The 26,391-nt window shown below is 67.5% G+C and carries 17 protein-coding genes; 11 read left to right on the top strand and 6 right to left on the bottom strand.

Annotated features, from left to right (window positions below):
• Positions 1–149: 149 nt before the first annotated feature.
• On the bottom strand, positions 150–1,955 hold the full coding sequence (gene recQ, locus V9K93_RS15175; protein ID WP_046983230.1) for a DNA helicase RecQ: 1,806 nt from the start codon (positions 1,953–1,955) through the stop codon (positions 150–152).
• 557 nt (positions 1,956–2,512) lie between these two features.
• Positions 2,513–3,061, bottom strand: coding sequence for a Dps family protein (locus V9K93_RS15170; RefSeq protein WP_025879374.1), 549 nt, complete (start codon positions 3,059–3,061; stop codon positions 2,513–2,515).
• 86 nt (positions 3,062–3,147) lie between these two features.
• Between V9K93_RS15170 and hrpA the strand changes: the two genes are divergently transcribed.
• Positions 3,148–7,230, top strand: coding sequence for an ATP-dependent RNA helicase HrpA (gene hrpA, locus V9K93_RS15165; RefSeq protein ID WP_337302817.1), 4,083 nt, complete (start codon positions 3,148–3,150; stop codon positions 7,228–7,230).
• Between the two features lie 110 nt (positions 7,231–7,340).
• On the opposite strand, the gene V9K93_RS15160 is transcribed toward hrpA, so the two are convergent.
• Complete coding sequence (locus V9K93_RS15160) at positions 7,341–7,877, bottom strand: hypothetical protein (protein ID WP_046987845.1); 537 nt, start codon at positions 7,875–7,877, stop codon at positions 7,341–7,343.
• Between the two features lie 129 nt (positions 7,878–8,006).
• Between V9K93_RS15160 and V9K93_RS15155 the strand changes: the two genes are divergently transcribed.
• Both V9K93_RS15155 and V9K93_RS15150 read left to right on the top strand, forming a co-directional pair.
• A complete protein-coding gene (locus V9K93_RS15155) occupies positions 8,007–10,163 on the top strand; it encodes a RelA/SpoT family protein (RefSeq protein WP_046987844.1) in 2,157 nt (718 codons plus the stop codon).
• Between the two features lie 30 nt (positions 10,164–10,193).
• Positions 10,194–11,759 carry a hypothetical protein gene (locus V9K93_RS15150; RefSeq protein WP_337302816.1) on the top strand — a complete coding sequence of 522 codons (1,566 nt, stop codon included), beginning with the start codon at positions 10,194–10,196 and terminating at the stop codon, positions 11,757–11,759.
• Here V9K93_RS15150 and V9K93_RS15145 read toward each other — a convergent pair.
• On the bottom strand, positions 11,756–13,855 hold the full coding sequence (locus V9K93_RS15145; protein ID WP_337302815.1) for a glycosyltransferase: 2,100 nt from the start codon (positions 13,853–13,855) through the stop codon (positions 11,756–11,758). The genes V9K93_RS15150 and V9K93_RS15145 overlap by 4 nt on opposite strands.
• Before the next feature lie 96 nt (positions 13,856–13,951).
• Here V9K93_RS15145 and mrcB point away from each other — a divergent pair, with 96 nt between their 5' ends.
• The 4 genes from mrcB to tsaB all read left to right on the top strand — a co-directional run bounded on the left by mrcB (position 13,952) and on the right by tsaB (position 20,262).
• Positions 13,952–16,393 carry a penicillin-binding protein 1B gene (mrcB, locus tag V9K93_RS15140; protein WP_337302814.1) on the top strand — a complete coding sequence of 814 codons (2,442 nt, stop codon included), beginning with the start codon at positions 13,952–13,954 and terminating at the stop codon, positions 16,391–16,393.
• Positions 16,390–16,926 carry a hypothetical protein gene (locus tag V9K93_RS15135; protein ID WP_046987840.1) on the top strand — a complete coding sequence of 179 codons (537 nt, stop codon included), beginning with the start codon at positions 16,390–16,392 and terminating at the stop codon, positions 16,924–16,926. The genes mrcB and V9K93_RS15135 overlap by 4 nt, the downstream gene beginning before the upstream one ends.
• 564 nt (positions 16,927–17,490) lie before the next feature.
• Positions 17,491–19,539, top strand: coding sequence for a DNA repair helicase YoaA (gene yoaA, locus V9K93_RS15130; RefSeq protein WP_337302813.1), 2,049 nt, complete (start codon positions 17,491–17,493; stop codon positions 19,537–19,539).
• A gap of 9 nt (positions 19,540–19,548) precedes the next feature.
• On the top strand, positions 19,549–20,262 hold the full coding sequence (gene tsaB / locus V9K93_RS15125) for a tRNA (adenosine(37)-N6)-threonylcarbamoyltransferase complex dimerization subunit type 1 TsaB (RefSeq protein WP_337302812.1): 714 nt from the start codon (positions 19,549–19,551) through the stop codon (positions 20,260–20,262).
• Between the two features lie 575 nt (positions 20,263–20,837).
• On the opposite strand, the gene V9K93_RS15120 is transcribed toward tsaB, so the two are convergent.
• The gene (locus V9K93_RS15120) at positions 20,838–21,722 is read right to left on the bottom strand and encodes an energy transducer TonB family protein (protein WP_337302811.1); all 885 of its coding nucleotides are present in this window, start codon (positions 21,720–21,722) and stop codon (positions 20,838–20,840) included.
• Positions 21,722–22,669, bottom strand: a complete 948-nt coding sequence (gene gshB / locus V9K93_RS15115) for a glutathione synthase (protein WP_337302810.1) — start codon at positions 22,667–22,669, stop codon at positions 21,722–21,724. The genes V9K93_RS15120 and gshB overlap by 1 nt, the downstream gene beginning before the upstream one ends.
• Positions 22,670–22,906: 237 nt before the next feature.
• Here gshB and pilG point away from each other — a divergent pair, with 237 nt between their 5' ends.
• Genes pilG through V9K93_RS15095 form a run of 4 tightly spaced genes read left to right on the top strand, consistent with a single transcriptional unit; the run spans position 22,907 to position 26,297 of the window.
• Positions 22,907–23,308, top strand: a complete 402-nt coding sequence (gene pilG / locus V9K93_RS15110; RefSeq protein ID WP_005418455.1) for a twitching motility response regulator PilG — start codon at positions 22,907–22,909, stop codon at positions 23,306–23,308.
• Positions 23,309–23,326: 18 nt separating this feature from the next.
• Positions 23,327–23,689, top strand: coding sequence for a response regulator transcription factor (locus tag V9K93_RS15105; RefSeq protein ID WP_006385332.1), 363 nt, complete (start codon positions 23,327–23,329; stop codon positions 23,687–23,689).
• Complete coding sequence (locus tag V9K93_RS15100) at positions 23,689–24,219, top strand: chemotaxis protein CheW (RefSeq protein WP_006385330.1); 531 nt, start codon at positions 23,689–23,691, stop codon at positions 24,217–24,219. The genes V9K93_RS15105 and V9K93_RS15100 overlap by 1 nt, the downstream gene beginning before the upstream one ends.
• A 41-nt stretch (positions 24,220–24,260) precedes the next feature.
• A complete protein-coding gene (locus V9K93_RS15095; RefSeq protein WP_337302809.1) occupies positions 24,261–26,297 on the top strand; it encodes a methyl-accepting chemotaxis protein in 2,037 nt (678 codons plus the stop codon).
• Positions 26,298–26,391: the final 94 nt, after the last annotated feature.

Raw genomic sequence — 26,391 nt, 5'->3', positions numbered from 1 at the left:
TGTATGTAGAGCCGAGCCCATGCTCGGCTGCTTGTGCGGCAACAGCAGCCGAGCGTGGGTTCGGCTCTACGAGGACACCAGCGCGCTGTCAGCGAAGGGGTAGCGCCGGGCCATGCCCGGCGAGCGCCCAACGCGGCAACGCGTGGCGGTCAACCTTCCTCGCGCACGATCTCCACCAGGCGCGGGCCGTAGCGGCTCAGCTTGGTGCCGCCGATGCCGCCGACCCGGGCCAGTTCGTCCAGGCTGGTCGGGCGCTGCTCGGCGATGTTACGCAGGGTGCTGTCGTGGAAGATCACGAAGGCGGGCACGTTCTGTTCGCGTGCCAGTTCGGCACGCAGGCCGCGCAGGGCATTGAACAACGCCAGGTCCTGCGGCAGCACCGACAGGCCGGTGCGCTGGGCACTGCGCTCGCGGCCGGTGCTGGTGCTGACGGCGTCGCGACGCATGCTGATCTGCCGACGTCCGGTCAGTACATCGCGGCTGGCATCGGTCAGGCGCAGTCCGCCGTGGCCCTCGCTGTCCACTTCCAGCAGGCTGGCGGCCACCAGTTGGCGGAATACGCTGCGCCAGGTGCGCGCGTCGAGGTCGCGGCCGATCGCGTAGGTGCTCAGTTTGTCGTGGCCCTGCTGCCTCACTTTCTCGTTCTCGCTGCCGCGCAGAACGTCGATCAGGTGGCCGACGCCGAAACGCTGGCCACTGCGGTACACGCAGCTGAGCGCCTTCTGGGCAGGAATGGTCGCGTCCCACGACGCTGGCGGGGTCAGGCAGTTGTCACAGTTGCCGCAGGGCTCGGGGTAGGTTTCGCCGAATCCGGCCAGCAGCACCTGGCGGCGGCATTGCATGGATTCGCAGTAGCCCAGCAGGTGGTCGAGCTTGCCCCGTTCCAGCTGCTTGCGTTCTTCGCCGGCCTCGGACTGCTCGATCATCTGCTTGAGCAGCACCACATCGCCCAGGCCGTAGCAGAGCCAGGCCTCGGCGGCTTCGCCATCGCGACCGGCGCGGCCGGTTTCCTGGTAGTAGCCTTCCATCGACTTGGGCAGGTCGGTATGGGCGACAAAGCGAACGTCCGGCTTGTCGATGCCCATGCCGAAGGCGATGGTCGCGCACATGACGATGCCGTCTTCGCGCAGGAAACGGCGCTGGTTGTTTGCACGCACTTCCGCGGGCAGGCCGGCGTGGTAGGGCAGGGCGTTGAACCCCTGCGTGCACAGGAACTCGGCGGTTTCCTCTACCTTGCGCCGTGACATGCAGTAGACGATGCCGGCTTCGCTGCGATGGCTGCGCAGGAAGTCACTCAGCTGCTTGCGGGCGTTGTCCTTCTGCACCACGGTGTAGCGGATGTTGGGGCGGTCGAACGAGCTGACGAAGTGGCGTGCTTCCTGCAGGTCCAGCCGCTCGGCGATCTCACGCTGGGTTGGCGGGTCTGCGGTGGCAGTCAGCGCGATCCGCGGAATCTCCGGCCAGCGCTCATGCAGTACGGTCAGCTGGCGGTATTCCGGGCGGAAGTCGTGGCCCCACTGCGACACGCAGTGCGCTTCGTCGATGGCGAACAGGGCGATGTGGCTGCGCGACAGCAGTGACAGGAAGCGGCCGGTCAGCAGGCGCTCGGGAGCGACATAGAGCATGTCCAGCTCGCCGGCGAGCAGCTCGCGTTCGACGCGCCCGGCGGTCTCTGCGTCCAGAGTCGAGTTCAGGTACTCGGCGCGCACGCCGAGCTGGCGCAGGGCTTCGACCTGGTCCTGCATCAAGGCGATCAACGGCGAGATGACGATGCCACATCCGTCACGCAGCAGGGCCGGCACCTGGTAGCACAGCGACTTGCCGCCGCCGGTGGGCATGAGGACCAGGGCATCGTGACCGGCAGCCACATGCTCCACGATGTCCTGCTGCGGACCACGGAAATCGTCGTAACCAAAGACGCGGCGGAGCAGGTCGTGCGCGGGACGGGAAGCCATCCCGCTAGTTTACCCCGGCGGGGGTTCGGCAGGGCTGCGCCCTGCACCCGCTACAAGCCGGTGCAACGTCAAAGGCAACAGCCGGCTCTGGCTTGTCTGCTGGCTGGGTGGGGCGGTGTGGGCTTGCAGGACACGCCGTAAACCCGTCCATGGGGGCTCGATGGCGCCATCCATGGCGCCAACGGTCCTGCAAGCCCACACCGCCCCACCCCCGACAGATTCCCGTTGACGGTGGGGCCATCCACGCGATGCGTGGATGGAATCTGTCAGATATCGACAAACAAAATGGGGTCAGATCCGTTTTCCGCAGGAAAACGGATCTGACCCCAGGCTTTGCTGGCAGATCGCGGGAAACTGTCGAAGGCGGGGTGGGTCCGGTTGAGGGGGGTGAGCGGCATGGATGCCGCGACCAAGCCCCCATGGACGGGTTTACGGCGTCCCCCTCAACCGGACCCACCCCGCCAACCCTCAGGAAACCCGCTTTTGACGTTGACGTTGAACTTGACGTTGCCTCGGCAGGTGCAGGGCTGCAAGCCCTGCCGAAGCCCCCTCAACCCTTACTGCAGCAGCGAGCGCAGCATCCAGGCGTACTTCTCGTGGGTCTGCAGGCGCTGGGTCATCAGATCCTCGGTCGGGGCGTCGTCAGCGTCGTCGGCCACATCCAGCACTTCACGTGCCGTACGGCATACCGCTTCGTTGGCGACCACCAACTGGCGTACCATTTCACGCCAGTCCGCACTGTCGGTCAGGCCCGGCTCCTCGACGATCGAGGTCAGCGCAGCAAATTCCCGGTAGGAGCCCGGGGCATTGAAGCCCAGTGCGCGGATGCGCTCGGCCACATCGTCCAGTGCCGCCCACTGCTCGGTGTACTGCGTTTCGAACATGGTGTGCAGCGAGTTGAACATCGACCCGGTCACATTCCAGTGGAAGTTGTGGGTCTTCAGGTAGAGCGTGAACGCATCGGCCTGGAACCGTGCCAGACCGTCGGCAATCTTCTTGCGATCGCCCTGGGTGATCCCGATATCGATGTTGGGGGCCGACGGTGCCGATGCCGCAAGCTTCTGCTTGCCGGTCTTGGGCTTGGTCGTGCTCTTGGTCTTCGCCATGGGGTTCCTCCTTGTGGAATCGTTGGCCTTCACAATAAATCAGTCGTGATGACTGGTCGCATTCAAAGTTTTAAACGAACCGATTGATGAACGCTATCGACAAAATGCCGCAGTCCCGCCAGCGCCAACAGCGTGCCGCCATTGACGGTGCCATGAGCCGCGACCGTGGACGATTGCTGGGAATGCTCTCGCGTTGCCAGGCCAAGCCGCAGGATGCGGCGTTGGCCGCCACCTTCGAGCAGGCCTTGCAGGTATCGGTGCAGCGCCGGCAGGCGCGGGCGCAACAGCAGCCGTCCATTACTCTGGACCCGCAGCTGCCGATTGCGCGTGAAGCCGAGACGATCACCCAGCTGATCCGCGACCATCAGGTGGTGGTGATCGCTGGCGAAACCGGTTCGGGCAAGACCACCCAGCTGCCCAAGCTGTGCCTGGCCGCCGGCCGTGGCCAGGCCGGCATGATCGGCTGCACCCAGCCGCGCCGGATCGCCGCACGCGCGGTGGCCAGCCGCGTGGCGCAGGAGCTGCAGAGCGAGCTGGGGCAGCTGGTGGGCTACCAGGTGCGTTTCAACGACAAGGTCGGCGAAGACACCCGCATCAAGTTCATGACCGACGGCATCCTGCTGGCGGAGATCGCCAGCGACCGCTGGCTGTCGAACTACGACACGATCATCGTCGACGAGGCGCACGAACGCAGCCTCAACATCGACTTCCTGCTGGGCTACCTGAAGCAGCTGCTGCGCAAGCGCCCGGACCTGAAACTGATCGTGACCTCGGCCACCATCGACACCGAGCGCTTCGCCCAGCATTTCGACAATGCGCCGGTGATCAGCGTCGAAGGCCGTACCTACCCGGTGGAAGTGCGCTACCGCGCGCTGGAAGGCGAAGGCGAAGACCAGGGCGAGCGCACGGTCAACGATGCCATCGTGTCGGCCATCGACGAGATCACCCGCCTGGATTCACGTGGTGACGTGCTGATCTTCCTGCCGGGCGAGCGTGAGATCCGCGATGCGCACCAGTCGCTGGAGCGCCGCAAGTACCGCAATACCGAGGTGCTGCCGCTGTACGCGCGGTTGTCCAACCAAGACCAAGACCGCGTGTTCAACCCCGGCTCGAACCGCCGCATCGTGCTGGCCACGAATGTGGCGGAAACCTCGCTGACAGTGCCGCGCATCCGCTACGTGGTCGATCCCGGTTTCGCCCGTGTAAAGCGCTACAGCCCGCGCAACAAGCTCGACCGCCTGCACATCGAGCCGATCTCGCAGGCCAGTGCCAACCAGCGCAAGGGCCGCTGCGGCCGTGTAGCCGAGGGTATCTGCTACCGCCTGTACGCCGAAGCCGATTTCCAGGCTCGGTCGGAATTCACCGATCCGGAAATCCGGCGCTCCAGCCTGGCCGGGGTGATTCTGCGCATGCTGCAGCTTGGCCTGGGACGCATCGAGGACTTCCCGTTCCTGGAGGCCCCCGACGAACGTGCGGTGGCCGACGGCTGGCAGCATCTGACCGAACTGGGCGCCATCGACAGCGAGCGTCACCTGACCGCGATCGGCAAGCAGATGGCGCGCCTGCCGGTGGACGTGAAGCTGGCGCGCATGCTGGTGGCCGCGCAGGCCGCTGGCTGCCTGCGGCCGATGCTGGTGATCGCCTCGTTCCTGGGCATCCAGGACCCGCGCGAACGGCCGCCGGAAGCGCGTGGCGCGGCCGACAGCGCGCATGCGCAGTTCGCCGATGGACGCTCCGAATTCGTCGGCGTGCTGCGCCTGTGGGATGCCTACCGGCAGGCCCACGAAGACCTGACCCAATCGAAGCTGCGCGACTGGTGCGGCCGCCATTTCCTCGGCTTCCTGCGCATGCGCGAGTGGCGCGAGCTGCATCGGCAGCTGCGCCTGCTGTGCGAGGAACTGGGCTGGAAGGAAGAAGCCAACGAGGCGTCGATGGCGCCGTTGCTGGCTGGCAGCAGTGCGCCGGCCGCTGCGCGCGACGATGCGGCGGCAGTAAAGGCCACCCGTGGCCAGCTGCACCGTGCCGCGCGCCTGGCCCGTGAAGGCAAGGCTGAAACTGCACCTGCGCCGGTTGCCGCACGCGCGCAGAAGGATCAGGCCCCCGACGGTGGTGGCTACAGTGAGCGTGCGCGCGCCGCTGCCTACCAGACCCTGCACCGCGCCCTGGTCGCCGGCCTGCCGACGCAGATCGGTCACCGCACCGACAAGGGCGACTTCCAGGCGCCGCGCCAGCGTCGCTTCCTGCCGTTCCCGGGCTCGACGCTGTCCAAGCGGCCACCGCCGTGGCTGCTGGCGGCCAACCTGCTGGACACGCAGAAGGTATGGGGCATGACCCTGGCGGCGATCGAGCCGGACTGGGTGATTGCCGAACTGCCGCACCTGCTGCTGCGCAAGCATTTCGATCCACACTGGTCACGCGCGCAGGGCCAGGTGCTGGCCTCCGAGCAGATCACTCTGTTCGGGCTGGTATTGGCGCCGAAAAAGCCAGTGCACTACGGCCGCATCAACCCGGGCGAAGCGCACGACATCTTCGTGCGCCAGGCGCTGGTGACCGGCGAGATCAACACCCGCGCCAGCTTCGTGGCCGACAACCAGAAGGTGCTGGAGGTCGCGCGCGAGGAAGAAGCCAAGCTGCGCCGCGCCGGCATTGTTGCCGACGAGGATTGGCAGGCCCGCTGGTACCTGGACCGGGTGCCGCCGCAGATCCATTCGGCCGCGGGGCTGGATACCTGGTGGAAGGGGCTGGCACCGGAACAGCGGAAGACCCTGCACTGGTCGCTGGTCGATCTGTTGCCGGGTGAGGGCAGCGAACAGGAGCGTTATCCGAAGTACCTGGCGCTGGGCCAGGCGCGCTTGCCGCTGCATTACCGCTTCGAGCCGGGCGCCGACGATGACGGCGTGACTCTGGACGTGCCGCTGCACCTGCTCAACGCGCTGGATGCCGTGCAGCTGGGCTGGCTGGCACCGGGCTTCGTTGCCGACAAGGCGGCCGCGTTGATCCGCAGCCTGCCCAAGGCGATGCGCCGCAACTATGTGCCCGCACCGGACTTCGCGCGTGCATTCTTCGAGGCATTCCCGCAGCCCAGTGCCGACGCCATCACCGGCGAGCTGGCGCGCTTCCTGTCACGCGCGACCGGCGCCAAGGTGGCAGCCACTGACTTCGAACCGGATTCAATCGAAGCGCACCTGCACATGAACCTTCGCCTGCGCGACGAGAACGGCAAGGTACTGGCAACGTCGCGCGATCTGGAGGCGTTGCGTGCGACGTTCGGTGGCCGCGCCGGTGATGCCTTCGCCGCACGCGCGGGGCGCGAGATGGCCGCCGATGGCCTGCGCACGTTCCCGGCCACGCCGATTCCGCTGCAGGTACCGGGCGAGGCGGGTGTTCCTGCCTACCCGGCGCTGCTGGACGAGGGCGACAGCGTGGCCCTGCGCATCTTCGCAGACCGCCAGCAGGCCGAAGAAGCACATCCGCTTGGCGTGCGCCGACTGCTGGAGATCGGTCTCGGCGAGAAGATCAAGCAGGCGCGCAAGCAGTTGCCGGTAGCGGCCAAGACCGGCCTGCTGTACGCCTCGATCGAAACGCAGGAGCGCCTGCGGGGGGATCTGGTCGACGCCGCATTGAACGCGGTGTTGGCCGATGGCCTGGGCGAGATCCGCGATACGCAGGCATTCGAGCAGCGTCGCGAGCATGCGGCCAAGGCGTTGTTCGGCGAAGCCATGCAGCGGCTGAAACTGGCCGAGGCCATCCTGGCGCTGGTAGCGGAACTGAAGCCGATGCTGGAAGCACCGCTGATGGGCTGGGCGCGTGGCAATCTGGATGACATGGAGGCGCAGCTGGTCGGGCTGATCCACCCCGGCTTCCTGCGCGATACGCCAGCCGACGCGCTGGCGCAGTACCCGCGCTACCTGAAGGCGATGATCCTGCGCACCGAGCGTGCCAAGCGCGATCCCCCACGTGACCAGGCACGCATGCTGGAACTGCATCCGTTCCTGGAGGCGCTGCAGGTGGGTGAGCAGCAGGGCCTGCGCGAGCGCCCGCAATGGCAGGCGCTGCGCTGGGACCTGGAAGAGCTGCGGGTGTCACTGTTCGCGCAGGAGCTGGGTGCACGTACCGGCATCTCGGCGAAGAAGCTGGCGCAGCGGGTGACTGCACTGCGCCAGGCGTGAACCCGGTCCTGTAGAGCCGAGCCGATGCTCGGCTGCTTCTGGCGATGGACGATGGCGGTCCATGGACAGGCAGCCAAGCGTGGGCCTGGCGCTACAGGAAGGCCACGGCCTTATTTGGTACGACGAACCTTCGGCTGTACGTTCACGCCGTCAACTTTCATGTACCACACGCCCATCACGCCAGGACGCATGCTGACTTTGGGTGCATCCCTGCGTCCGCCGGAGTAGTGGGTGGAATCGACCTGCTCCCATTCCTGTCCGTTCTGCAGCACATAGTGGCGGCCCTGGCCGAATCCACGGAACTCACCCTGCAGGTTGCTTTCGATCGGCTCGGCGCTGCCGAAATCGAAGAAGCCACGATTCTTCTTGATTACCTCCTGGCGGCCCTCTTCGCGCGCTTCCTCGCGCACTGCGGCGACCGCCTGGGTGGTGGCCGCTTCGACCTTGCCCTGCAACCAGCGGTTGAGCGCAGCCAGCTCGGTGGCGTTGAGCTTGTCCAGACCGGCAGCCTTGAACTCGGCCGGCGACATCTGCTGCTGCAGGTCGCCCTCGACCACGCGCTGGGCCAGTGCAGGCGCCGACAGGGACAGCAGCAGTGCGGCGCAGACCAGCAGCCGTGGGCGGAAATGCGGGAGGATCGAGGGCATGGCGGGACTCTCCTGGGTTTGCCCGCGAGTGTAGCGGCATGTGCTCATGCCGGGCGATGCAGCCGCAGCGATTGTCCCTGAACGGCACCGGCGCTAGTGTAGAGGCCTCTGTCTTGCCTGCTCGATGCTGTGAACCGCGCTTCCGTCCCCGGCCTGGATGCCTTGTTGAACCGTCCCTCGGCAGCGGTGCTGCCCGCTCCGCTGCGCCAGGCCCTGCGCGAGCGCTGGGAAGCGCCGGAGTGCGACCACCAGATGCGCGCCAGCTGGTCGGTGCTGGGTGACACCCTCGACGCATTGGCAATGCTGTCTGCCGATGAAGGCGCGGTGGTCGCGGCCCTGCTGTTCGACCTGCCTGGCCTGCGGGCGAGCCTGGAACAGTTGCCGCTGGGCAGCCACAAGGCCGCGGTGATCGGCCTGCTTGACGGCCAGGACGCCGCCGACCCGGTATGGGCGCTGCACGCCGGCCGCGAGGCAGGGCGCAACAGTGAAGGCCTGCGCCGGCTGCTGCTGGCGATCATCCGCGACCTGCGCGTTGTACCGATCCTGCTGGCCCGGCAGCTGGCGCGGATGCGTGCCGCCGACAAGCTGGACGACGAGCAGCGCCGCGCGCTGGCGCAGCTGACACGCGACATCCACGCGCCATTGGCCAACCGGTTGGGCATCTGGCAGCTGAAGTGGGAGCTGGAGGATCTGGCGTTCCGCCACCTGGAGCCGGAGACTTACCGGCGCATCGCCCGTGAGGTGGACGAAACCCGCATCGCGCGCGAGCGCTACGTCGAGAACGTCAAGAAGGTGCTGTCGCGCGAGCTGGTCGCGCAGGGCATCAGGGCCGAGGTCAGCGGTCGCCCGAAGCACATCTACAGCATCTGGCGGAAGATGCAGAAGAAGCGTCTGGCATTCGACCAGCTATATGACATCCGCGCGGTGCGGGTGATGGTCGACGATGTTGCTGCCTGCTATGCCGCGCTGGGCGTGGTGCATGCGCTGTGGGCGCCGGTGCCCAGTGAGTTCGACGATTACATCGCCCGGCCCAAGGCCAACGACTACCGTTCGCTGCATACCGCCGTGGTCGGGCCGGAGGGCCGCACCATCGAAGTGCAGATCCGTACCCATGAAATGCACTCGCAGGCCGAGCTGGGCGTAGCCGCGCACTGGAAGTACAAGGAAGGCGGCAAAGGCGCGGAAAAGTCCTTCGACCGCAAGATCACCTGGATGCGCCAGCTGCTGGAACAGGCGCAGGAGGGGCAGGGCAATGAGCTGGCCGGTGCGCTTGATGCCGAGCTGACCGAAGACCGTGTCTATGCTCTGAGCCCGAAGGACGAGGTACTGGACCTGCCGCAGGGCGCCACGCCGCTCGATTTCGCCTATCAGGTGCACACGATGGTGGGGCACCGTTGCCGTGGCGCCAAGGTCAACGGCCGCATCGTGCCGCTGACCTACCGCCTGCGCAGCGGCGACCGTGTCGAAATCCTGACCGGCAAGGAGGCCGATCCGCGCCGCGACTGGCTGATGCCGGCCCTGGGTTTCCTGGCCAGCAACCGTTCGCGCGAGAAGGTGCGCAGCTGGTTCCACAAGCTCGACCGTGCGCGCAACGTGCAGGCCGGTCGTGAGCTGCTGGAGCGCGAATTGAAGCGGCTGGGCCTGCAGCACTCGGACCTGGCGGCAGCGGCGAAGAAATTTCATGCTGACAGCGTCGATGACCTGTACATCCAGGTGGCGCTGGGTGATACCGGCCCGAACCAGGTCAGCCGTGCGCTGCTGGAAGCAGAGCGTGCGGCCAGCCAACCGGCGCCCGCGCCGACCCTGCCGCGGCCGACCGCGCGCCGCGAGAACCTGGGTAAATCCAAGTTCACCGTGCAGGGCGTGGGCAACCTGCTGGTGCAGCTGGCACGCTGCTGCCAGCCGGTGGCCGGCGAACCGATTGTCGGCTACCTGACCCGTAGCCGCGGTGTCACCGTGCATCGTGCAGACTGTGTCGCGCTGGCTCGGCTGGCCGCCACCAGTCCGCAGCGCATCCTGCCGGTGGAGTGGGGGCAGGCCGGGGGCGGCTACGAAGTGGACGTGGTGGTCGATGCGGTCGATCGCCGCTGGCTGCTGAAGGACATCACCAACCTGATCGCCCAGGAAGACGCCTACGTGCTCGACATCCACAGTGACAACGTGCGCAACAGCGGCCGTGCCCATCTGCGGTTGCGGCTGAAGGTCAGCGACTACGGCCAGCTGTCCAACCTGTTGGGCAAGCTGGACGCGCTGCCGGGCGTGAGCGAGGCGCGTCGCCTCGGCTAGGCTTCACGCTGCCCCGGCTACCCTGCACGCATGGAACGCGAGCCTCCGCATCGCCCGCATGGCGCTGAACATCCTGCGCTGGACCGCGTCCGCCGCGAAGGCCGTTGGTGGTGGCTGCAGGCGCGCCATGCACGCCGGGTCTGGCGGTGGGCACTGGTCGCCGCGCTGGCGGTGTTCGTGCTGCTGGTGTTGCTGCGCAAGCCATTGGCCGACTGGTTCTGGGACGAGCCGCAGATCGAGCAGCTGCTGGCCGAAGGTGATCGCGCATTGGCGGCCGGTCGACTGAGCGCGGCCGACGGCAGTGGTGCGCGCGAACGCTACCAGGCCGTGCTGGCACTGGATGGCGACCGTCCGCAGGCGCGCCAGGGCCTGGCCCGTACGGGTGCCGCCGCGCTGCAGCAGGCCCGCGACAAACTGCAGGCCAATGACCTGGACGGCAGCGTGCAGGCGCTGGCGCTGGCCCGTGAGCTGCAGGTGCCGCAGGCTGATGGCGATGCCGTGGCGCGCCAGCTGCAGGCACGTCGCAGCGCCGGAGCAGGTATCGGCGCGCTGCTGGCGCAGGCCCGCAATGCCTTTGCCGCCGGCCGCCTGGATGACGGGGACAGCAGTGCGCTGCCTCTGTTCCAACGCATCCTGGCAGTGCAGCCGGATAACCTGCCGGCGCTGGAAGGGCGCGAGGATGCCCTGAGCGATCTATTGCAGCATGCGCGCACACTGGCCGGGCGCGGTGAACTGGCCGCGGCCGCTGGCATCGTGCAGCGCGCACGCCAGTTCGATGCCGGCCATGCCGATCTGCCCGCCAGCCAGGAAGCGTTGGCACAGGCGGTTGACCAGCGCTTGCGGCAGGCCCAGCGTGCCTTGCAGCGGCAGCAGCTGGACGCTGCAGGGAAAGGGTTCCTGGCCGTGCTGGCCGTCGCACCCGACGATCCCAACGCTCAACGTGGCCGTGAGCAGTCGCTGCAGGCTGTGCTGGCACGCAGCCAGAAACAGGCTGACGACTTCCAGTTCGAAGCTGCACAGCGTGATGCCATGCTGGCGCAGGAACTGGGGGCGTCGCCGGCGGCGCGGCAGCAACTGGCGCAGCGCCTGCAGCGTGCGCAACAGGCGCAGCAGGCAATGCAGCAGCCAAGCGTCAGCAATGCGCAGCGTGAGCGGCAACTGCGCGAGCACCTGCGCAGGGTTGAACGCGCCGAGCGTGCTGGTCAGTGGATCAGCCCGCCGGGCCACAGCGCGTTCGATGCGCTGCGTGAGGCGCAATCACTGGCACCGCGCGATGCCCGGGTGAAAGCGGCTGCCGCGCGGCTGCTGCCGGCCAGCCGACGTTGCTTCGATGACAACCTGCGACAGAACCGCGTGCAGGCCGCGGGCGCCTGCCTGCAGGCCTGGCAGACACTGTCGCCAACCGCGGCGAGCCTGCCTGCAGCACGACTGCGACTGGCCCAGCGCTGGCTGGCGATCGGCAGCGAGCGGCTGGGCAGTGGTGATGTGTCGTTTGCCGCGCATGCGGCAGAGCAGGCCCGGCTGCTGCAACCGGATCTGGCCGAACTGCCAGCCTTCGAAGACCGCCTGCGCCGTGCCGGTGGGCACGTGGACTAGGCGAAGAACACCCGCTGCACGGTTGCGCGGGCGGCGTCGAGCGAGAAGTGCTCGGCAATGTTGGCCAGGCCGGCATTGGACAGCTGTTGCCACAACTGCGGGTCCTGGTAGAGGCGGACCACTGCATCGGCAAAGCTGGCCGCATCGTCAGCGACCAGCACATCCTGGCCGGCGCGCAGGTGCATGCCCTCCACCGCGCACGTGGTGCCAACCACCGGCTGGCCATGGGCCATGCTCAGGTTGATCTTGCCCTTCACGCCGGCACCGAAGCGCAGTGGCGCGACGGAGATGCGTGCACCGTCCATGTAGGGCGTGATGTCCTCGACGAAGCCATGCATCTGCACGCCAGGCTGGCGGGCGGCCAGTGCCAGCAGTGACTCTGGTGTTGCGGCACCGATGCAGTGCAGCCGTACCTCGGGCAGGCGGGCGCGGATGCTGGCGAATACTTCGCCGATGAACCACTCCATTGCATCCAGGTTCGGCGGATGGCGGAAGCCGCCGACAAACACCAGGTCATGGCGCTGTTCGAACGGTTTGCCGGCACCGGCGACATCGTGCAGGTTGGAAATCAACTCCACCCGTACCGCTGGCGCATCGGCCTGCAGCTGCTCGCGTTCGGCGGCACTGACCAGCACGGTGATATCGCACTGCTGCATCACAGCCACCTCGCTCGCACGGGTGCGCTCAGCGGCACGCAGCAGCCCGGCATCTCCGGCCACTTCGGCGCCGCGGCGCTCGCGCAGGTAATGCAGGTCCACCGTATCGAATATTGTGCGCGCCTGGGGTGCATAGCGCTTCAGCAGTGGCAGGCATTCATGGGCGACATGGTGGCGGACCAGCAGTGCCACGTCGAAACGTGCACCATGCATGCGCAACCAGCCGGCCACGCCTTCCAGGAAGGGGGCGTACCAGACCTCCACGCCCATCCGCTGCAGCGCTTCGGTGGCCGAGCCGCCGTGCTCGCGCCGGGTCGGCACGAACACCACGTGGGCGCCGCCCTGCTGCAGCAGGCGGATCAGATTGACCTGGCGCAGTGACGCGGAATCGCGATCCGGCTGCGGTACTTCCTCGTCCAGGATCAGTACCTGGCGGCGACCGCGCAGCAGCAGCGCCGGCGATGGCACCGTGCCCACGGCGGGGTGGCCTGCCAGCTCGGCCGCCCATTTCGCCGCGAAGACCGCCTGGTTGCGCACCTGGTAGGCCTTGACCCCGCTGCCGGTGTCGGTGCCATTGCTGGTGCCCTCGTCGTGGATCACCCGGCTGGCAGGCTGCACCAGCACGCGCAGGCCCTGCCCACGTACGCGGAAGGCCAGGTCGGTATCTTCGTAGTACGCCGGCTTGTAGCGCGTGTCGAAGCCGCCGAGCTGCTGCCACACGGTGCGCGCCAGCATCAGCGCGGCGCCCGAACAGTAGTCCACGTCGCGCAGGCTGGCGAAACGCGGGTCGTCGGCTGCCTCGAAGCGGCCATAGCTCCAGCCACTGCCGTCGGCGAAGATCACCCCGCCGGACTCCTGCAGGCGACCGTCCGGGTACAGCAGCTGGCTGCCGACCAGGCCGGCGTCGGGCACACTGCTGAAGGTGTCCCGCAGTGCATCCAGCCAGCCCGGCTGCGGCACGGTATCGTTGTTGAGCAGTACGACGTAACGGCCGCGCGCGCGCGAAACGCCGTCGTTGCAGGCCTCGATGAAGCCGCCATTGCGCTCCCGGACCTCGTAGCGCAGGCCGGCCACCTGTGGCATCCATTGCGCGGTCGCATCGCTGCTGCCGTCGTCCACCACCAGGATCTCGCACGCGGCGGCCGGTGGATGCGCGGCGAGGGCGCGAAGGCAGGCCAGGGTGTGCTCGACGTGGTTGTAGACCGGGATGATGATGCTCACCTCCGGCGCCGGGCTGTACGGCACCGCGAACGGGGCAAATGCCTCCGCGGGTGGCAGGTACAAGGGAGTACGCGGGGCGGGGACGGCACGCTGGGCATGGACCCGGATCCGCTGCCAGGTGGCCCTCCAGCCGCGGGTGCGCAGGCTGGCCAGGCTGCGCCGGGCCAAGCCCGACAGGCGGTTGATCAGGTATCGGATCTCGGCCAGGGACATCGCCATCCGGTTGCAACTCCAGCTTAAGCAGGGGAACCCGGGAGAATCCGCCAGCCACGGTGGCTGGGGTAGACTCGCCAGACCTTACATTCTCGCATTCCCGTGCCCCGACGCTACGATTCCGACGACATCGACGATTTCGACGACGACGACCAGCAGGACAACGGTCCCCTGTGGCGGCGCCGCCTGATCACCTGGAGCATGGCAGCGGTCGCGTTGGGATTGGGTTTCCTGATTCCCTATACGCTGTACCTGAACCAGCAGGTGACCCAGCGCTTCGGCGAACTGCGCTGGCAGATCCCGACACGGGTCTACGCCCGCCCGCTGGTGCTCACGCCGGGCAAGGCGATGGACGCGTCCACCCTGAAGACCGAGCTGGCCGCCTCCGCCTACCGCGATGACGGGCAGGGCAAGGAGCCGGCGACCTATGCGGTGCAGGGCGGGCGTTTCACCATCTCCAGCCGCGGTTACAACGATGTCGATGGCCACGTCGCTGCCAAGCGGGTGGAACTGTCGCTGTCCGGTGGCAGCATCGCGTCGCTGCGTGATCCCGATTCGCGCAAGGCACTGAAGGCCGCCCGCCTGGATCCGGCGCGCATCGCCACGCTGTACGGGCAGAAGCAGGAAGAGCGCCGCCTGATCCGCATGAACGAAGCGCCGGACCTGCTGGTGACCGGACTGCAGGCGGTTGAGGACAAGGACTTCAACCGCCACCACGGCATCGACCTGTCCGGCATCGCGCGCGCGGTGTGGGTAACCATCCGCTCCGGTGGCCAGAGCCGACAGGGCGCGTCCACGCTGACCCAGCAGCTGGCCCGCAGCGGCCTGCTCGGCATCGGCAAGGAACAGACGGTCACCCGCAAGTTCAACGAAGTGCTGTACGCGCTGATCATGGAAGCGCGCTACGACAAGCGCACCATCTTCGAGGCCTATCTCAACCAGGTGTACCTGGGCCAACGCGGCAGCCAGGCCATCCACGGCATGTCCTCCGGCGCCGAATTCTGGTTCGGCCGCGACCTGTCGTCGCTGGAAACCGAGCAGATCGCGTTGCTGATCGGCCTGGTCAAGGGCCCCTCCTTCTACGATCCGCGTCGCAACCCGGAACGCGCGCTGGATCGCCGCAACTTCGTGCTGGGCAAGCTGCACGAGGCAACTCTGATCGACGATGCCGAGTACCAGCGCGCCCTCAAGGCGCCGCTCGGCGTACCCAAGACTCCGGGCCTGGTCGCTGCCAACCGCTTCCCGGCCTACGTCGATCTGGTCCGTCGCCAGCTTGGCCATGACTATCCGGAATCGGCGCTGCAGGGCGCCGGCCTGAGCGTGATGAGCGGCATGTCGCCGTCCGCCCAGGCCTATGCCGAAGGCGCGGTGACCCGCACCATCAAGTCGCTGGAGAGCAAGCGCCGGCCCGAGCTGCAGGCCGGCATGGTGCTGACCGATGTGCACAACGGCGACGTGCTGGCGGTGATCGGCAGCCGCGAGGTCTCCGAAGTCGGCTTCAACCGCGCCATCGAGGCACAGCGCCCGGTCGGCTCGCTGCTCAAGCCGTTCGTGTACCTGCTGGCGCTGGCACAGCCGGACCGCTACTCGCTGGCCAGCTGGGTCGACGATTCGCCGGTGACCGTGCAGCTCGGCCGCGGCCGCAACTGGAACCCCGGCAACGCGGACAACCGCAGCCATGGCACTGTGCGCCTGATCGATGCGCTGGCCCATTCGTACAACCAGGCCACGGTGCGCGTTGGCATGCAGGTCGGCCCCGAGCGCGTGACCCAGCTGATTCACGTGCTGGCCGGCATCAAGGCCGAGGCGAACCCGGCGGTGATCCTCGGTTCGACCGACCAGAGCCCCTACGCGATGGCGCAGCTGTACCAGTTCCTGGCTTCGGGTGGCGAGATCCAGCCGTTGCATGCGGTGCGTGGTGTGCTCGATCCGCAGGGCAAGCTGCTCAAGCGCTATGACAAGACTCCAGCGCCAGCGCAGGAAGGTGATTCCATTGCCGCCAACCTGATCAGCATTGGTCTGCAGCAGGTGGTTGCCAGCGGTACCGCGCAGCGACTGAATGCCGATGGCCTGGGCCGCCTGCAGCCGGCGGGCAAGACCGGTACCACCAATGATGGCCGCGACAGCTGGTATGCCGGTTACACCGGCGACCACCTGGCGGTGATCTGGATGGGCAACGACCAGAACGAACAGGCCGGCCTGTACGGTGCCACCGGCGCGATGCGGGTTTGGTCGGGCATCTTCCAGCGCCTGCCAAGCGCACCGCTGAAGGTCAGCAACAAGGGCCTGGATTGGCAGTCGGTGGCCGCCACCGGCATGAACACCACCGACGATGGATGCCCGGGCGCGCGTCGCTTCCCGTTCGTGGTGGGTTATGCACCGGCCTATGCGCCGTGTGCGCCGGCGGTGTCGCCGGATGGGCAGGGTGGGGCCGAAGGTGAGGGCGGCGGCTGGCGCAGCTGGTTCGGCCTGGACCGAAAGCCCGAGCCGCCTGCTGAACCTGCCGCGGCACCCGCCGCAGCCACACCTCCTCCGAGCCGATGATGCCGATGAACATCCGATCCCTGCTGCAGCCCCTGGCCCTGACCGGCCTCAGCCTGGCCCTGGCCGCCTGCGTGAGCAGCCCGCCACCGGCGGCCAAGCCGGTGGATACCACGACGCCGGCGCAGCGCCTGGCCGCAGTCGACGCCGCCGCAGGCCCGGACGACAAGGAACTGTCGGTGCAGCCGCTGCGTGATTCGCAGGTGGAAGACCTGCGGGTGACCGCGCAGGCGCAACGCCAGGCCAACGACCTGGCCGGTGCCGCCAGCAGCTTGGATCATGCGCTGGAAATCGTGGCCGCCGATCCGGCGGTGCTGCAGGAACGAGCCGAACTGGCGCTGCTGCAGGGCCAGTGGGCACAGGCGGAGACGTTCGCGCGCAAGGCTGTTGATCTGGGCTCGAAGACGGGGCCGCTGTGCCGCCGCCACTGGGCGACGATCGAGCAGTCGCGTCTGGCGCGCGGTGAGAAGGAAAACGCGGTGTCCGCGCATGCGCAGATTGAAGGCTGCACCGTGCCGGGGATCAAGCGGTACTGAGGTATTCCATTCCATCGGGCGCTGCCCCCTCTGCGGCGCGCGCGCACTGATGGATGCGGGTGATGGGCCGGGTGGGTGGGGCGTGCAGGACACGCCGTAAACCCATCCATGGGGGCTCGATGGCGCCATCCATGGCGCCAACGGTCCTGCACGCCCCACCCTCCCGGCCCGCCATACATCGCGCGGGCCGCAGGCAAGAACAAAATCAAACATCAAAAGCGGGTCGCGCGCTGCGCGCACTCGCTGCGGGGTCGGATCCGTTTTCCGCAGGAAAACGGATCCGACCCCTTCCACTTTCTCCGTTACACCAACCGCATCTGCTCTGCCTTTGCATTCCGTCACCGGGAAACTGTCGAAGGCGGGGAACTGTGGGTTTGCGGGGTGTCCGCGGCATGGATGCCGCGGCCAAGCCCCCAAGGACGGGTTTACGGCGTCCCCGCAAACCCACAGTCCCCCGCCAGTCCCCAGTACAACCCAGAGCCATGAACAGCGCTGTTGCCGTTGCTTGTGCCCCGGCTTGAAACGGGTGCCGGGCAGCGCCCGGCCGGGTATCCTTTCCCTCTGATGTCCGACCTTGTCCATGCCAGCCGCGAAGCCCTCAGCGACGGCGGCGCGCTCGCCTCGCATCTGGATGCCTTTGTCCCGCGTCCCGCACAGCTGCGCCTGACCGAAGCCATCGCCGACGCGTTGCAGCAGCGTGATCTGTTGCTGGCCGAGGCCGGTACCGGCACCGGCAAGACCTTCGCCTATCTGGTGCCGGTGCTGCTGTCCGGGCTGCGTACCATCATCTCCACCGGCACCCGTGCGCTGCAGGACCAGCTCTACCACCGCGATCTGCCGCGCGTGCGCCAGGCGCTGGGCGTCGGCCTGCGCAGTGCGCTGCTGAAGGGGCGTGCGAATTACCTGTGCCGCTATCGCCTGCAGCAGGCGCGCGGCGAGCCGCGTTTTTCCAGCCCCGAACAGGCGGCGCAGTTCCAGCGCATCCTGGCCTGGTCCGGTCGCTCGGAGTTCGGCGACATCGCCGAGCTCGACGGGTTGGCCGACGACTCCCCATTGCTGCCGATGGTCACATCTACCGTCGACAACTGCCTGGGCACCGATTGCCCGTTCTGGGATGACTGCTTCGTGGTGCGCGCGCGGCAACGCGCGCAGGCCGCCGACGTGGTGGTGGTCAACCATCACCTGCTGCTGGCCGACCTGGCACTGAAGCAGGAGGGATTCGGTGAACTGCTGCCGGGGGCGCAGGCCTTTGTCATCGACGAGGCACACCAGTTGCCCGAACTGGCCGCGCAGTTCTTCGGTGAAGGTTTCGGCATGCGCCCGTGGCAGGAACTGGGTCGCGACTGCCTGGCCGAAGCACGCGGTGTGGGTGGCGCGCAGTCGGCCCTGCAGGAGCCGGTCGATCAGCTGCAGCAGGCGTTGCTGGCGTTGCGTTCGGCGATGGAAGGGCTGCCATCACGTGGCACGCAGTGGCGCGCATTGGCAATGCCGCAGGTGCGTGACGGCTTCGATACGGTGATGTCCGGCCTGATGATGCTGGAGCAGTCGCTGCAGCCATTGCGCGAAGCGGCGGCCGGCCTGGATGCCTGCCATGCACGGGCGCGCGAGGCGGTCTCGCGGCTCAGCCGCTGGTTGGGCGATGACGAACCCACTCTCGATTTCGACACCGATCCGTCTGAAGCGAGCAGTGCGGCCGACGTGCTCTGGTACGAGCTTACGCCGCGTGGTTTCCGCTGCCAGCGCACGCCGATGGATGTGTCCGGCCCGTTACGTGAGCATCGCGAGCGCAGCCGAGCTGCGTGGATCTTCACTTCGGCGACGCTGACCGTTGGCGGTGGTTTCGATCACATCGCCTCCCGCCTGGGTCTGGACGATCCGCACACGCTGGTGCAGCCGAGTCCGTTCAACTGGCCCGAGCAGGCCCTGTGTTATCTGCCCGAGGGCCTGCCCGATCCGGCCGCGCGCGGTTTTGGTACCGCGCTGATCCAGACCCTGCGGCCGGTGTTGCAGGCGTCGCAGGGCCGGGCCTTCCTGCTATTCGCTTCGCATCGCGCCCTGCGTGAGGCGGCCGAGGCGTTGCGCGACGGGCCATGGCCGTTGTTCGTGCAGGGCGAGGCACCACGCGCGACGCTGCTGCAGCGCTTCCGCGAATCCGGCAACGGCGTGCTGCTCGGCTCGGCCAGCTTCCGCGAGGGCGTGGACGTGGTCGGCGAAGCGCTGAGCGTGGTGGTGATCGACAAGTTGCCGTTCGCGGCGCCCGACGACCCAGTGTACGAGGCGCGGCTGGAGGCGATCCGCAGCCAGGGTGGCAACCCGTTCCGCGACGAGCAGTTGCCACAGGCCGTGATCGCACTGAAGCAGGGCGTCGGCCGCCTGATCCGCAGCGAGAGCGACCGTGGCGTGCTGGTGCTGTGCGACCCGCGCCTGCTCAACCGGGGCTATGGCCGGGTTTTCCTCGATTCGCTGCCGCCGTTCCGGCGTACCCGCAGCCTGGCCGATGTGCAGGCCTTCTTTACGCCACAATGGGCACCCGTGGCCGATGATGCTGCTGCTCCGTCCGCTGTTGCGGCAGGCCCGCACCCGGCACCCGGCGCCACGTTCCCCCTGTTCTGACCTGATCCGATGAAACTGCTCGCCTTTGAAACCGCCACCGAAGCCTGTTCCGTAGCCCTGCATGTGGATGGGCAGGTGCTGGAACGTTTCGAGATCGCCCCGCGCCGGCATGCCGAACTGAGCCTTCCATGGGCCGAGACGCTGCTGGCCGAAGCCGGCATCAGCCGCCGCCAGCTTGATGGCATCGCGCTCAGCCGTGGCCCCGGTGCGTTCACCGGCGTGCGTCTGGCGATTGCCATTGCGCAGGGCATCGCGCTGGCGCTGGACCGGCCGCTGCTGCCGGTCTCGACGCTGCAGGTGCTGGCGCTGCGTGCGCCGGCCGAAGAGATCCAGATCCTGTCGGCAATTGATGCGCGCATGGGCGAGCTGTATGTCGGGCGCTTCGAGCGCGTGGACGGCCTGCCGGTGGCACGCGATGCCGAACGCGTGTGCGCACCCGATGCGGTGGCATTGCCGGAAGGGCTGGCTGCCTACGGTGTCGGCACCGGTTTCGGTGCGGCCGAGGGCGCACTGGTGGCGCAGCTCGGTGCTGGCCTGCGCGGATTCGATGCCACTGCACTGCCGCGCGCGTCGGATCTGCTGACGCTGGCGGTGCCGGCCTTCGCACGTGGCGAAGCCATTGCGCCGGAGAAGGTGGAGCCGGCATACCTTCGCGACAACGTGGCATTGACCCTGGTCGAGCAGCAGGCCGCGCGCGAGGCGAAGGCGAAGGCCAACGGCTGAGCCCCTCGTGGCGGGGTTGGCCGCGTAAATCAAAAGCCGTGGTTTGGCCGGGCGGGTGGGCTGCGCAGGGGGCGCTGCAAGTACGTCCATGTAAGCTCGGTCGCCGCATCCATGCGGCTCACGCCCCTGCGCAGCCCACCCGCCCGGCCACGGATAGTTCCCGTGTGCGGCCGCCACGGAAAATCAAAAAAGAAAATCAAAATCAAAAGCGGATCGCTTCGCTCGCATCCACACATGGCGTGGATCTACCGTGTCGACCAAGGTCGACACCTACCAACAGCGATGATGCGCCGCGATCTGTCGGAGGTGGGGCGGTGTGGGCTTGCAGGACCGTTGGCGCCATGGGCCCGAGGCATGCCTCGGGCGGGTTGGGAAGGATGCCCAACCCCGGTCTTGCCGTGTGCGCAGGACAGCGCGCACGAGCAAGGCGCCATCGAGCCCCCAGGGACGGGTTTACGGCGCGTCCTGCAAGCCCACACCGCCCCGCCAAGCCCAGCATCCTGACCGCTGCTGTTGCCGTTGATGTTGACGTTGCTTCCAGCGGGTCCCGGGCCGCAGGCCTGGGCAACAAACCCCTACCGATCGTCGCGCAGGGCGCCGCCCGGCAGGAACACCCACGTACGCGTGACCTGCAGGATGTCGATCTCGTCCTCGGTCTTCGGCAGCGGCGGGAACGGCTGTGCCAGCTGCACCACCCGCAGCGCTGCCTCATCCAGCAATGGCGTCCCGCTCGAACGCAGGATGCGGCTGCTTTCCACGCTGCCATCGCGGCGAACGCCAACGCTGATCACCACCTGGCCGCCCAGCCGGCGCTGCCGCGCCTCGTCCGGATAGTTCAGGTTGCCCACCTGCTCGGCGCGGTCGACCCACGCGCGAAGGTAATTGGCATAGGCATATTCGTGCGTACTGGCGGAGACGAATTTGCGGTTCGGGCGCTTGGCGTACTGCGCAGAACGCAGGTGCACTTCCGCTGCCAGGCGCGCCATTTCCGCATCACGCTGTTCGCGCGCGGTCATCGGTGCATCCGGCGTCGGCTCCAGCGGGGTGGGGCGGGATTGCGCCTGTACCACCGTGTCCTCGCCATTGCGGCTGCTGACCACCCGCGCCTGCGGCGGTGGCACGGGCGCGGCCGATTGCTGCTGTTGCGGCACAGGGCTCAACCCGGATTGGGCCTGCGGCACGATGCCGGCCTGGTTGTCGCGCGGGCGCTGTGCGCGGTCGTGTTCGCCGCCGCCCTCCTGGCTGGCCGCGGCAAGGAAATCGGCCTGCTTGGGCGTGAGTGCGGTGCGGGTCTGGCTGAAGATCACTTCCAGCGTCGGCACCAGCGGCGCATCGCCCTTCACGGCAAAGCTCACGCCCAGGATCAGCAGGGCGTGGACCAGCACCGACAGCGCGATGGTCGCCCCCAGCCGTTGCGCTTCGCGCGGGGGCGGGGGCAGAACGGCAGGTGCGGGGGGCATCAGCGCAGGCCGGCCTCGAGCGCGTCGAACAGGGTGCCGGCGATGTTCAGGCCGTACTGCGCGTCGAGTTCGCGTACGCAGGTCGGGCTGGTCACATTGACCTCGGTCAGGTAATCGCCGATCACGTCCAGGCCGACGAAACGCATGCCACGACGCTTCATCTCCGGGCCGACCTGCGCGGCGATCCAACGGTCGCGCTCGCTCAGCGGGCGGCCTTCGCCGCGGCCGCCAGCGGCCAGGTTGCCGCGGAACTCATCCCCCTGCGGGATGCGCGCCAGGCAGTAGTCCACCGCCTCGCCATCGACCAGCAGGATGCGCTTGTCGCCGGCGGTGATGTCAGGGATGAACTTCTGCGCCAGCGCCATCCTGTGGCCACCGTCGGTCAGCGTTTCCAGGATCACGTTCAGGTTCGGATCGCCCTGGCCGCTGCGGAAGATCGAGCGGCCGCCCATGCCGTCCAGCGGCTTCAGCACGGCCTGGCCGTGTTCCAGGGCAAACGCCTTCAGCGCCTTGGCATCGCGGCTGACCAGGGTCGGCGGGCAGCACTGCGGGAACAGCAGGGCGGCCAGCTTCTCGTTGTAGTCGCGCAGGCCCTGCGGGTTGTTGACGACGCAGGCGCCAGCAGCCGCAGCCACGTCCAGCACCTGGGTGTCGTAGATGTACTCGGCGTCGACCGGCGGGTCCTTGCGCATCAGTACGATCTGGCCCGGGCCGAATTCGGTACGGCTGAACGCGCCCAGCTCGTACCAGCCGGCCGGGTCGTCGCGCACCTGCAGCGGCGCGGTCTGGGCAACCGCCACGCCGCCTTCCAGCGCCAGGCCGCCCGGGCGCACGTAGTGCAGGGCATGGCCGCGTCGCTGGGCTTCCAGCAGCATGGCGAAGGTGGTGTCCTTGGCGATCTTGATGTGGGCGATGGGGTCCATCACCACGATGACGTTCAACGGCATGGTCGCACCTGTCAGGCAAGACGTTGATGGTAGCGGCAACGCCGGCCGCGCGCCTCCCCGCCGTACTGCAACGCAGCGTCCGTCCGGCGGCGCAGTCATTGCGAAACCGGTCACGTTCAGCAGGGCGTCGCGCCCCGCGTGGTGGGCTGGCCTTGAAGCGGGCGCGGGAAGTGCGATATAGATACGCTTTCGTAGCGGCCCCCGCCAGAGATCGGGCCGTGCGCTTGGGGATAGGCAATGACTGAAAACACGACTGCGGGCGGGGAACTCGCAGGACTCCGGGTGATGGTCATCGATGATTCGAAGACCATCCGCAGGACTGCGGAAACGCTGCTCAAGCGCGAAGGCTGCGAGGTGGTCACGGCCACCGACGGTTTCGAAGCGCTTGCCAAGATCGCAGACCAGCAACCGCAGATCATCTTCGTCGACATCATGATGCCGCGCCTGGATGGCTACCAGACCTGTGCGCTGATCAAGGGAAACCAGCTGTTCAAGGCGACCCCGGTCATCATGCTGTCGTCCAAGGATGGGCTGTTCGACAAGGCGCGGGGGCGCATTGTCGGCTCGGAGCAATACCTGACCAAGCCCTTTACACGTGAAGAACTGCTGGGTGCCATCCGCACATACGTCAACGCCTGACCAGGGGGGAAAGGCACAATGGCTCGTATCGTCCTGATCGAGGATTCACCGACCGACCGCGCGGTGTTCACCCAGTGGCTGCGCCGTGCCGGCCACGAAGTGCTGGAAGCGGACAACGCCGAGGATGGACTGCAGCTGGTCCGCGACCAATCGCCGCAGCTGGTGCTGATGGACGTGGTGCTGCCCGGCATGAGCGGTTTCCAGGCGACCCGGGCGATGGCCCGCGACGCCGCGATCAAGCACATCCCGGTGATCATCGTCAGCACCAAGGCGATGGAAACCGACAAGGCCTGGGGCCTGCGCCAGGGCGCGGCCGATTACATCGTCAAGCCGCCGCGCGAGGATGAACTGATCGCGCGGATCAATGAACTGGTGGCCTGATGCGCTCGCCCTTCGACATTCTTGAAGCCTACGAACGGCGCAGCCTGGCCCACGCGGTGCAGCTGCCCGAACGGCAGTTCGCCCAGGACCTGTGGCGCGGCGTGGGCTATCGCGTCGGCCAGCGCCGGCTGGTGTCCGATTTCCGCGAAGTGGTGGAAATCGTGCCGATGCCGCCGGTGACCCCGGTGCCGTGCGCGCAACCGTGGTTGCTGGGCGTAGGCAATCTGCGCGGCAACCTGTTCCCGGTGGTCGACCTGAAGTATTTCCTGGAAGGCACGCGCACCGTGCAGCAGGAAGGCCAACGCGTGCTGATCATGCGCCAGGCCGGCGGCGACGTCGCGCTGACCATCGATGAATTGTTCGGCCAGCGCAGCTTTGAACTGGCCCAGCAGATCGAGGCCGGTGCACTGGCTGATGGGCGTTATGGCCATTTTGTTGACCGCGCCTTCCATGCCGACGGCCAGGACTGGGGCGTGTTCTCGCTCTCGCTGCTGTCGCGCACCCCTGAATTCCGGCAAGCCGCGGCCTGAGGCCGGGCGTTGCCCCCTGCATTGAAGAACGAGGTTGAACGATGAGTACTGCTTCGGACGCCACCAAGACCGGCAAGCTGCGGCTGGGCGGCAGCAACCTCTGGCTGTTCCTGTTGCTGGCATCGATGATCCTGTTCGGTGTCAACACCGGCGTCGCCACCTGGCAGGGCAGCCGCCTGGCAGATGCAGGCTCCAAGGCCGCGGACCTGCAGGTACTGTCGCAGCAGCTGGCCAACCAGGGCCGTGATGCGGTGGGCGGCAACGCGCAGGCGTTCACCGCCTTCAAGGCTACCCGCAACGCGATCGAACAGAACGTATCGACCCTGCAGGGGCGCTACGGCAAGGAGCCGGGCGTGTCCGGCGCGATCTCCACGCTGGGTGAAACCTGGGCGCCGCTGGGCAAGCAGGCCGGGCAGCTGGTCGCCAGTGAACCGGCGGTGCTGGCCCTGGCCGGCAACGCCAACAACTTCAGCGGCGCGGTACCGGGCCTGCAGGCCCAGCTGAATGAACTGGTGCGTGCGATGTCCGCCTCCGGCGCGCCGTCGGCGCAGGTGTACAGCGCGCTGCAGCAGGTGGTGGTGGCCGGTTCGATGGCCCGCCGCGTGACCGAAATGCGGGCCGGTGGCAGTGGTGCGGCTACTGCGGGCGATGCGCTGGCACGTGACATCACTGTGTTCTCGCAGGTGCTCGATGGCCTGCGCAATGGCAACGAGGAACTGGGCATCACCGCCGTGCGTGGCGCTGCCGCCGTCGCTGCGCTGGAGCAGTCCCAGCAGAAGTGGGAAGCGATGAAGCAGGACGCCGATGCGATCCTGGCCAGCTCGCGCCAGCTGTTCGCCGCACAGTCCGCCGCCACTGCGCTGGGCCAGGGCTCGGCACACATGCTGGACGACAGCCGCAAGCTGTTCGAAGCGTTCTCCTCATTCGGCTCGGTGTCCGATACCCGCCTGTTCCCCAATTTCTGGATCGGCGTGGTGTCCGGTGCGCTGTCGCTGATCGCGATCATCGGCTTCGTCTCCACCAACGTGCGCAGCCGCTCGCGCGAGCAGGAACTGCGCTACCAGACCCAGGTGGAGTTCAACAGCCGCAACCAGCAGGCGATCATGCGGCTGCTGGACGAAATCTCCTCGCTCGGTGAGGGCGACCTGACGGTGAAGGCCTCGGTGACCGAGGACATGACCGGCGCCATCGCCGACGCAATCAATTACGCGGTCGACGAGCTGCGCCACCTGGTGACCACCATCAACGACACCTCGGCCAAGGTTGCGCTGTCGACCCAGGAAACGCAGGCCACCGCGATGCAGCTGGCCGAAGCGGCCGGCCACCAGGCCAACCAGATCACCTCGGCATCGGACCGCATCGGCGAAATGGCGGCGAGCATCGAGCAGGTGTCGCGCAACTCGGCCGAATCGGCCGACGTGGCACAGCGCTCGGTGGTGATCGCTGCCGAGGGTGCCGGCGTGGTCCGCGAGACCATCCAGGGCATGGACCAGATCCGTGACCAGATCCAGGAAACCTCCAAGCGCATCAAGCGCCTGGGTGAATCCTCGCAGGAGATCGGTTCGATCGTGGAACTGATCAACGACATCTCCGAGCAGACCAACATCCTGGCGCTGAATGCGGCCGTGCAGGCGGCCTCTGCAGGTGAAGCCGGCCGCGGTTTTGCCGTGGTGGCCGACGAAGTGCAGCGCCTGGCAGAACGCACTTCGGGTGCGACCCGACGCATCGAAAACCTGGTGCAGGCGATTCAGGCCGATACCAACGAAGCGGTCACCTCGATGGAACAGACCACCGCCGAAGTGGTGTCCGGTGCGCGCCTGGCCGAAGACGCCGGCACCGCATTGACCGAGATCGAGCGCGTGTCCAACGCGCTCAACACCCTCATCAAGAACATCTCCATCGCCGCCCAGCAGCAGTCGTCGGCGGCGTCGGACATCACCCGCACGATGGGCGTGATCCGCCAGATCACCGGCCAGACCTCGCAGGGTGCCGGGCAGACCGCGGAGTCGATCGGCCACCTCGCGCAGCTGGCGGCCGACCTGCGCCGTTCGGTCGCCGACTTCAAGCTGCCGGCGTGACGCGGGCAGGGCGGCGAGCAAGGAACCAGTCGATGAAGCATTTCCATTCCCCACGCCAGAACTCGCGCGGCCAACGCGCGGCGGCGAACGGAGC

The sequence above is a fragment of the Stenotrophomonas sp. CCNWLW162 genome (genome assembly GCF_037203745.1).
Taxonomy (GTDB): Bacteria; Pseudomonadota; Gammaproteobacteria; order Xanthomonadales; family Xanthomonadaceae; genus Stenotrophomonas; species Stenotrophomonas maltophilia_AQ.
The sequence above is the reverse complement of the archived record's forward strand: the minus strand, read 5'-3'. Positions and strand labels throughout refer to the sequence as shown.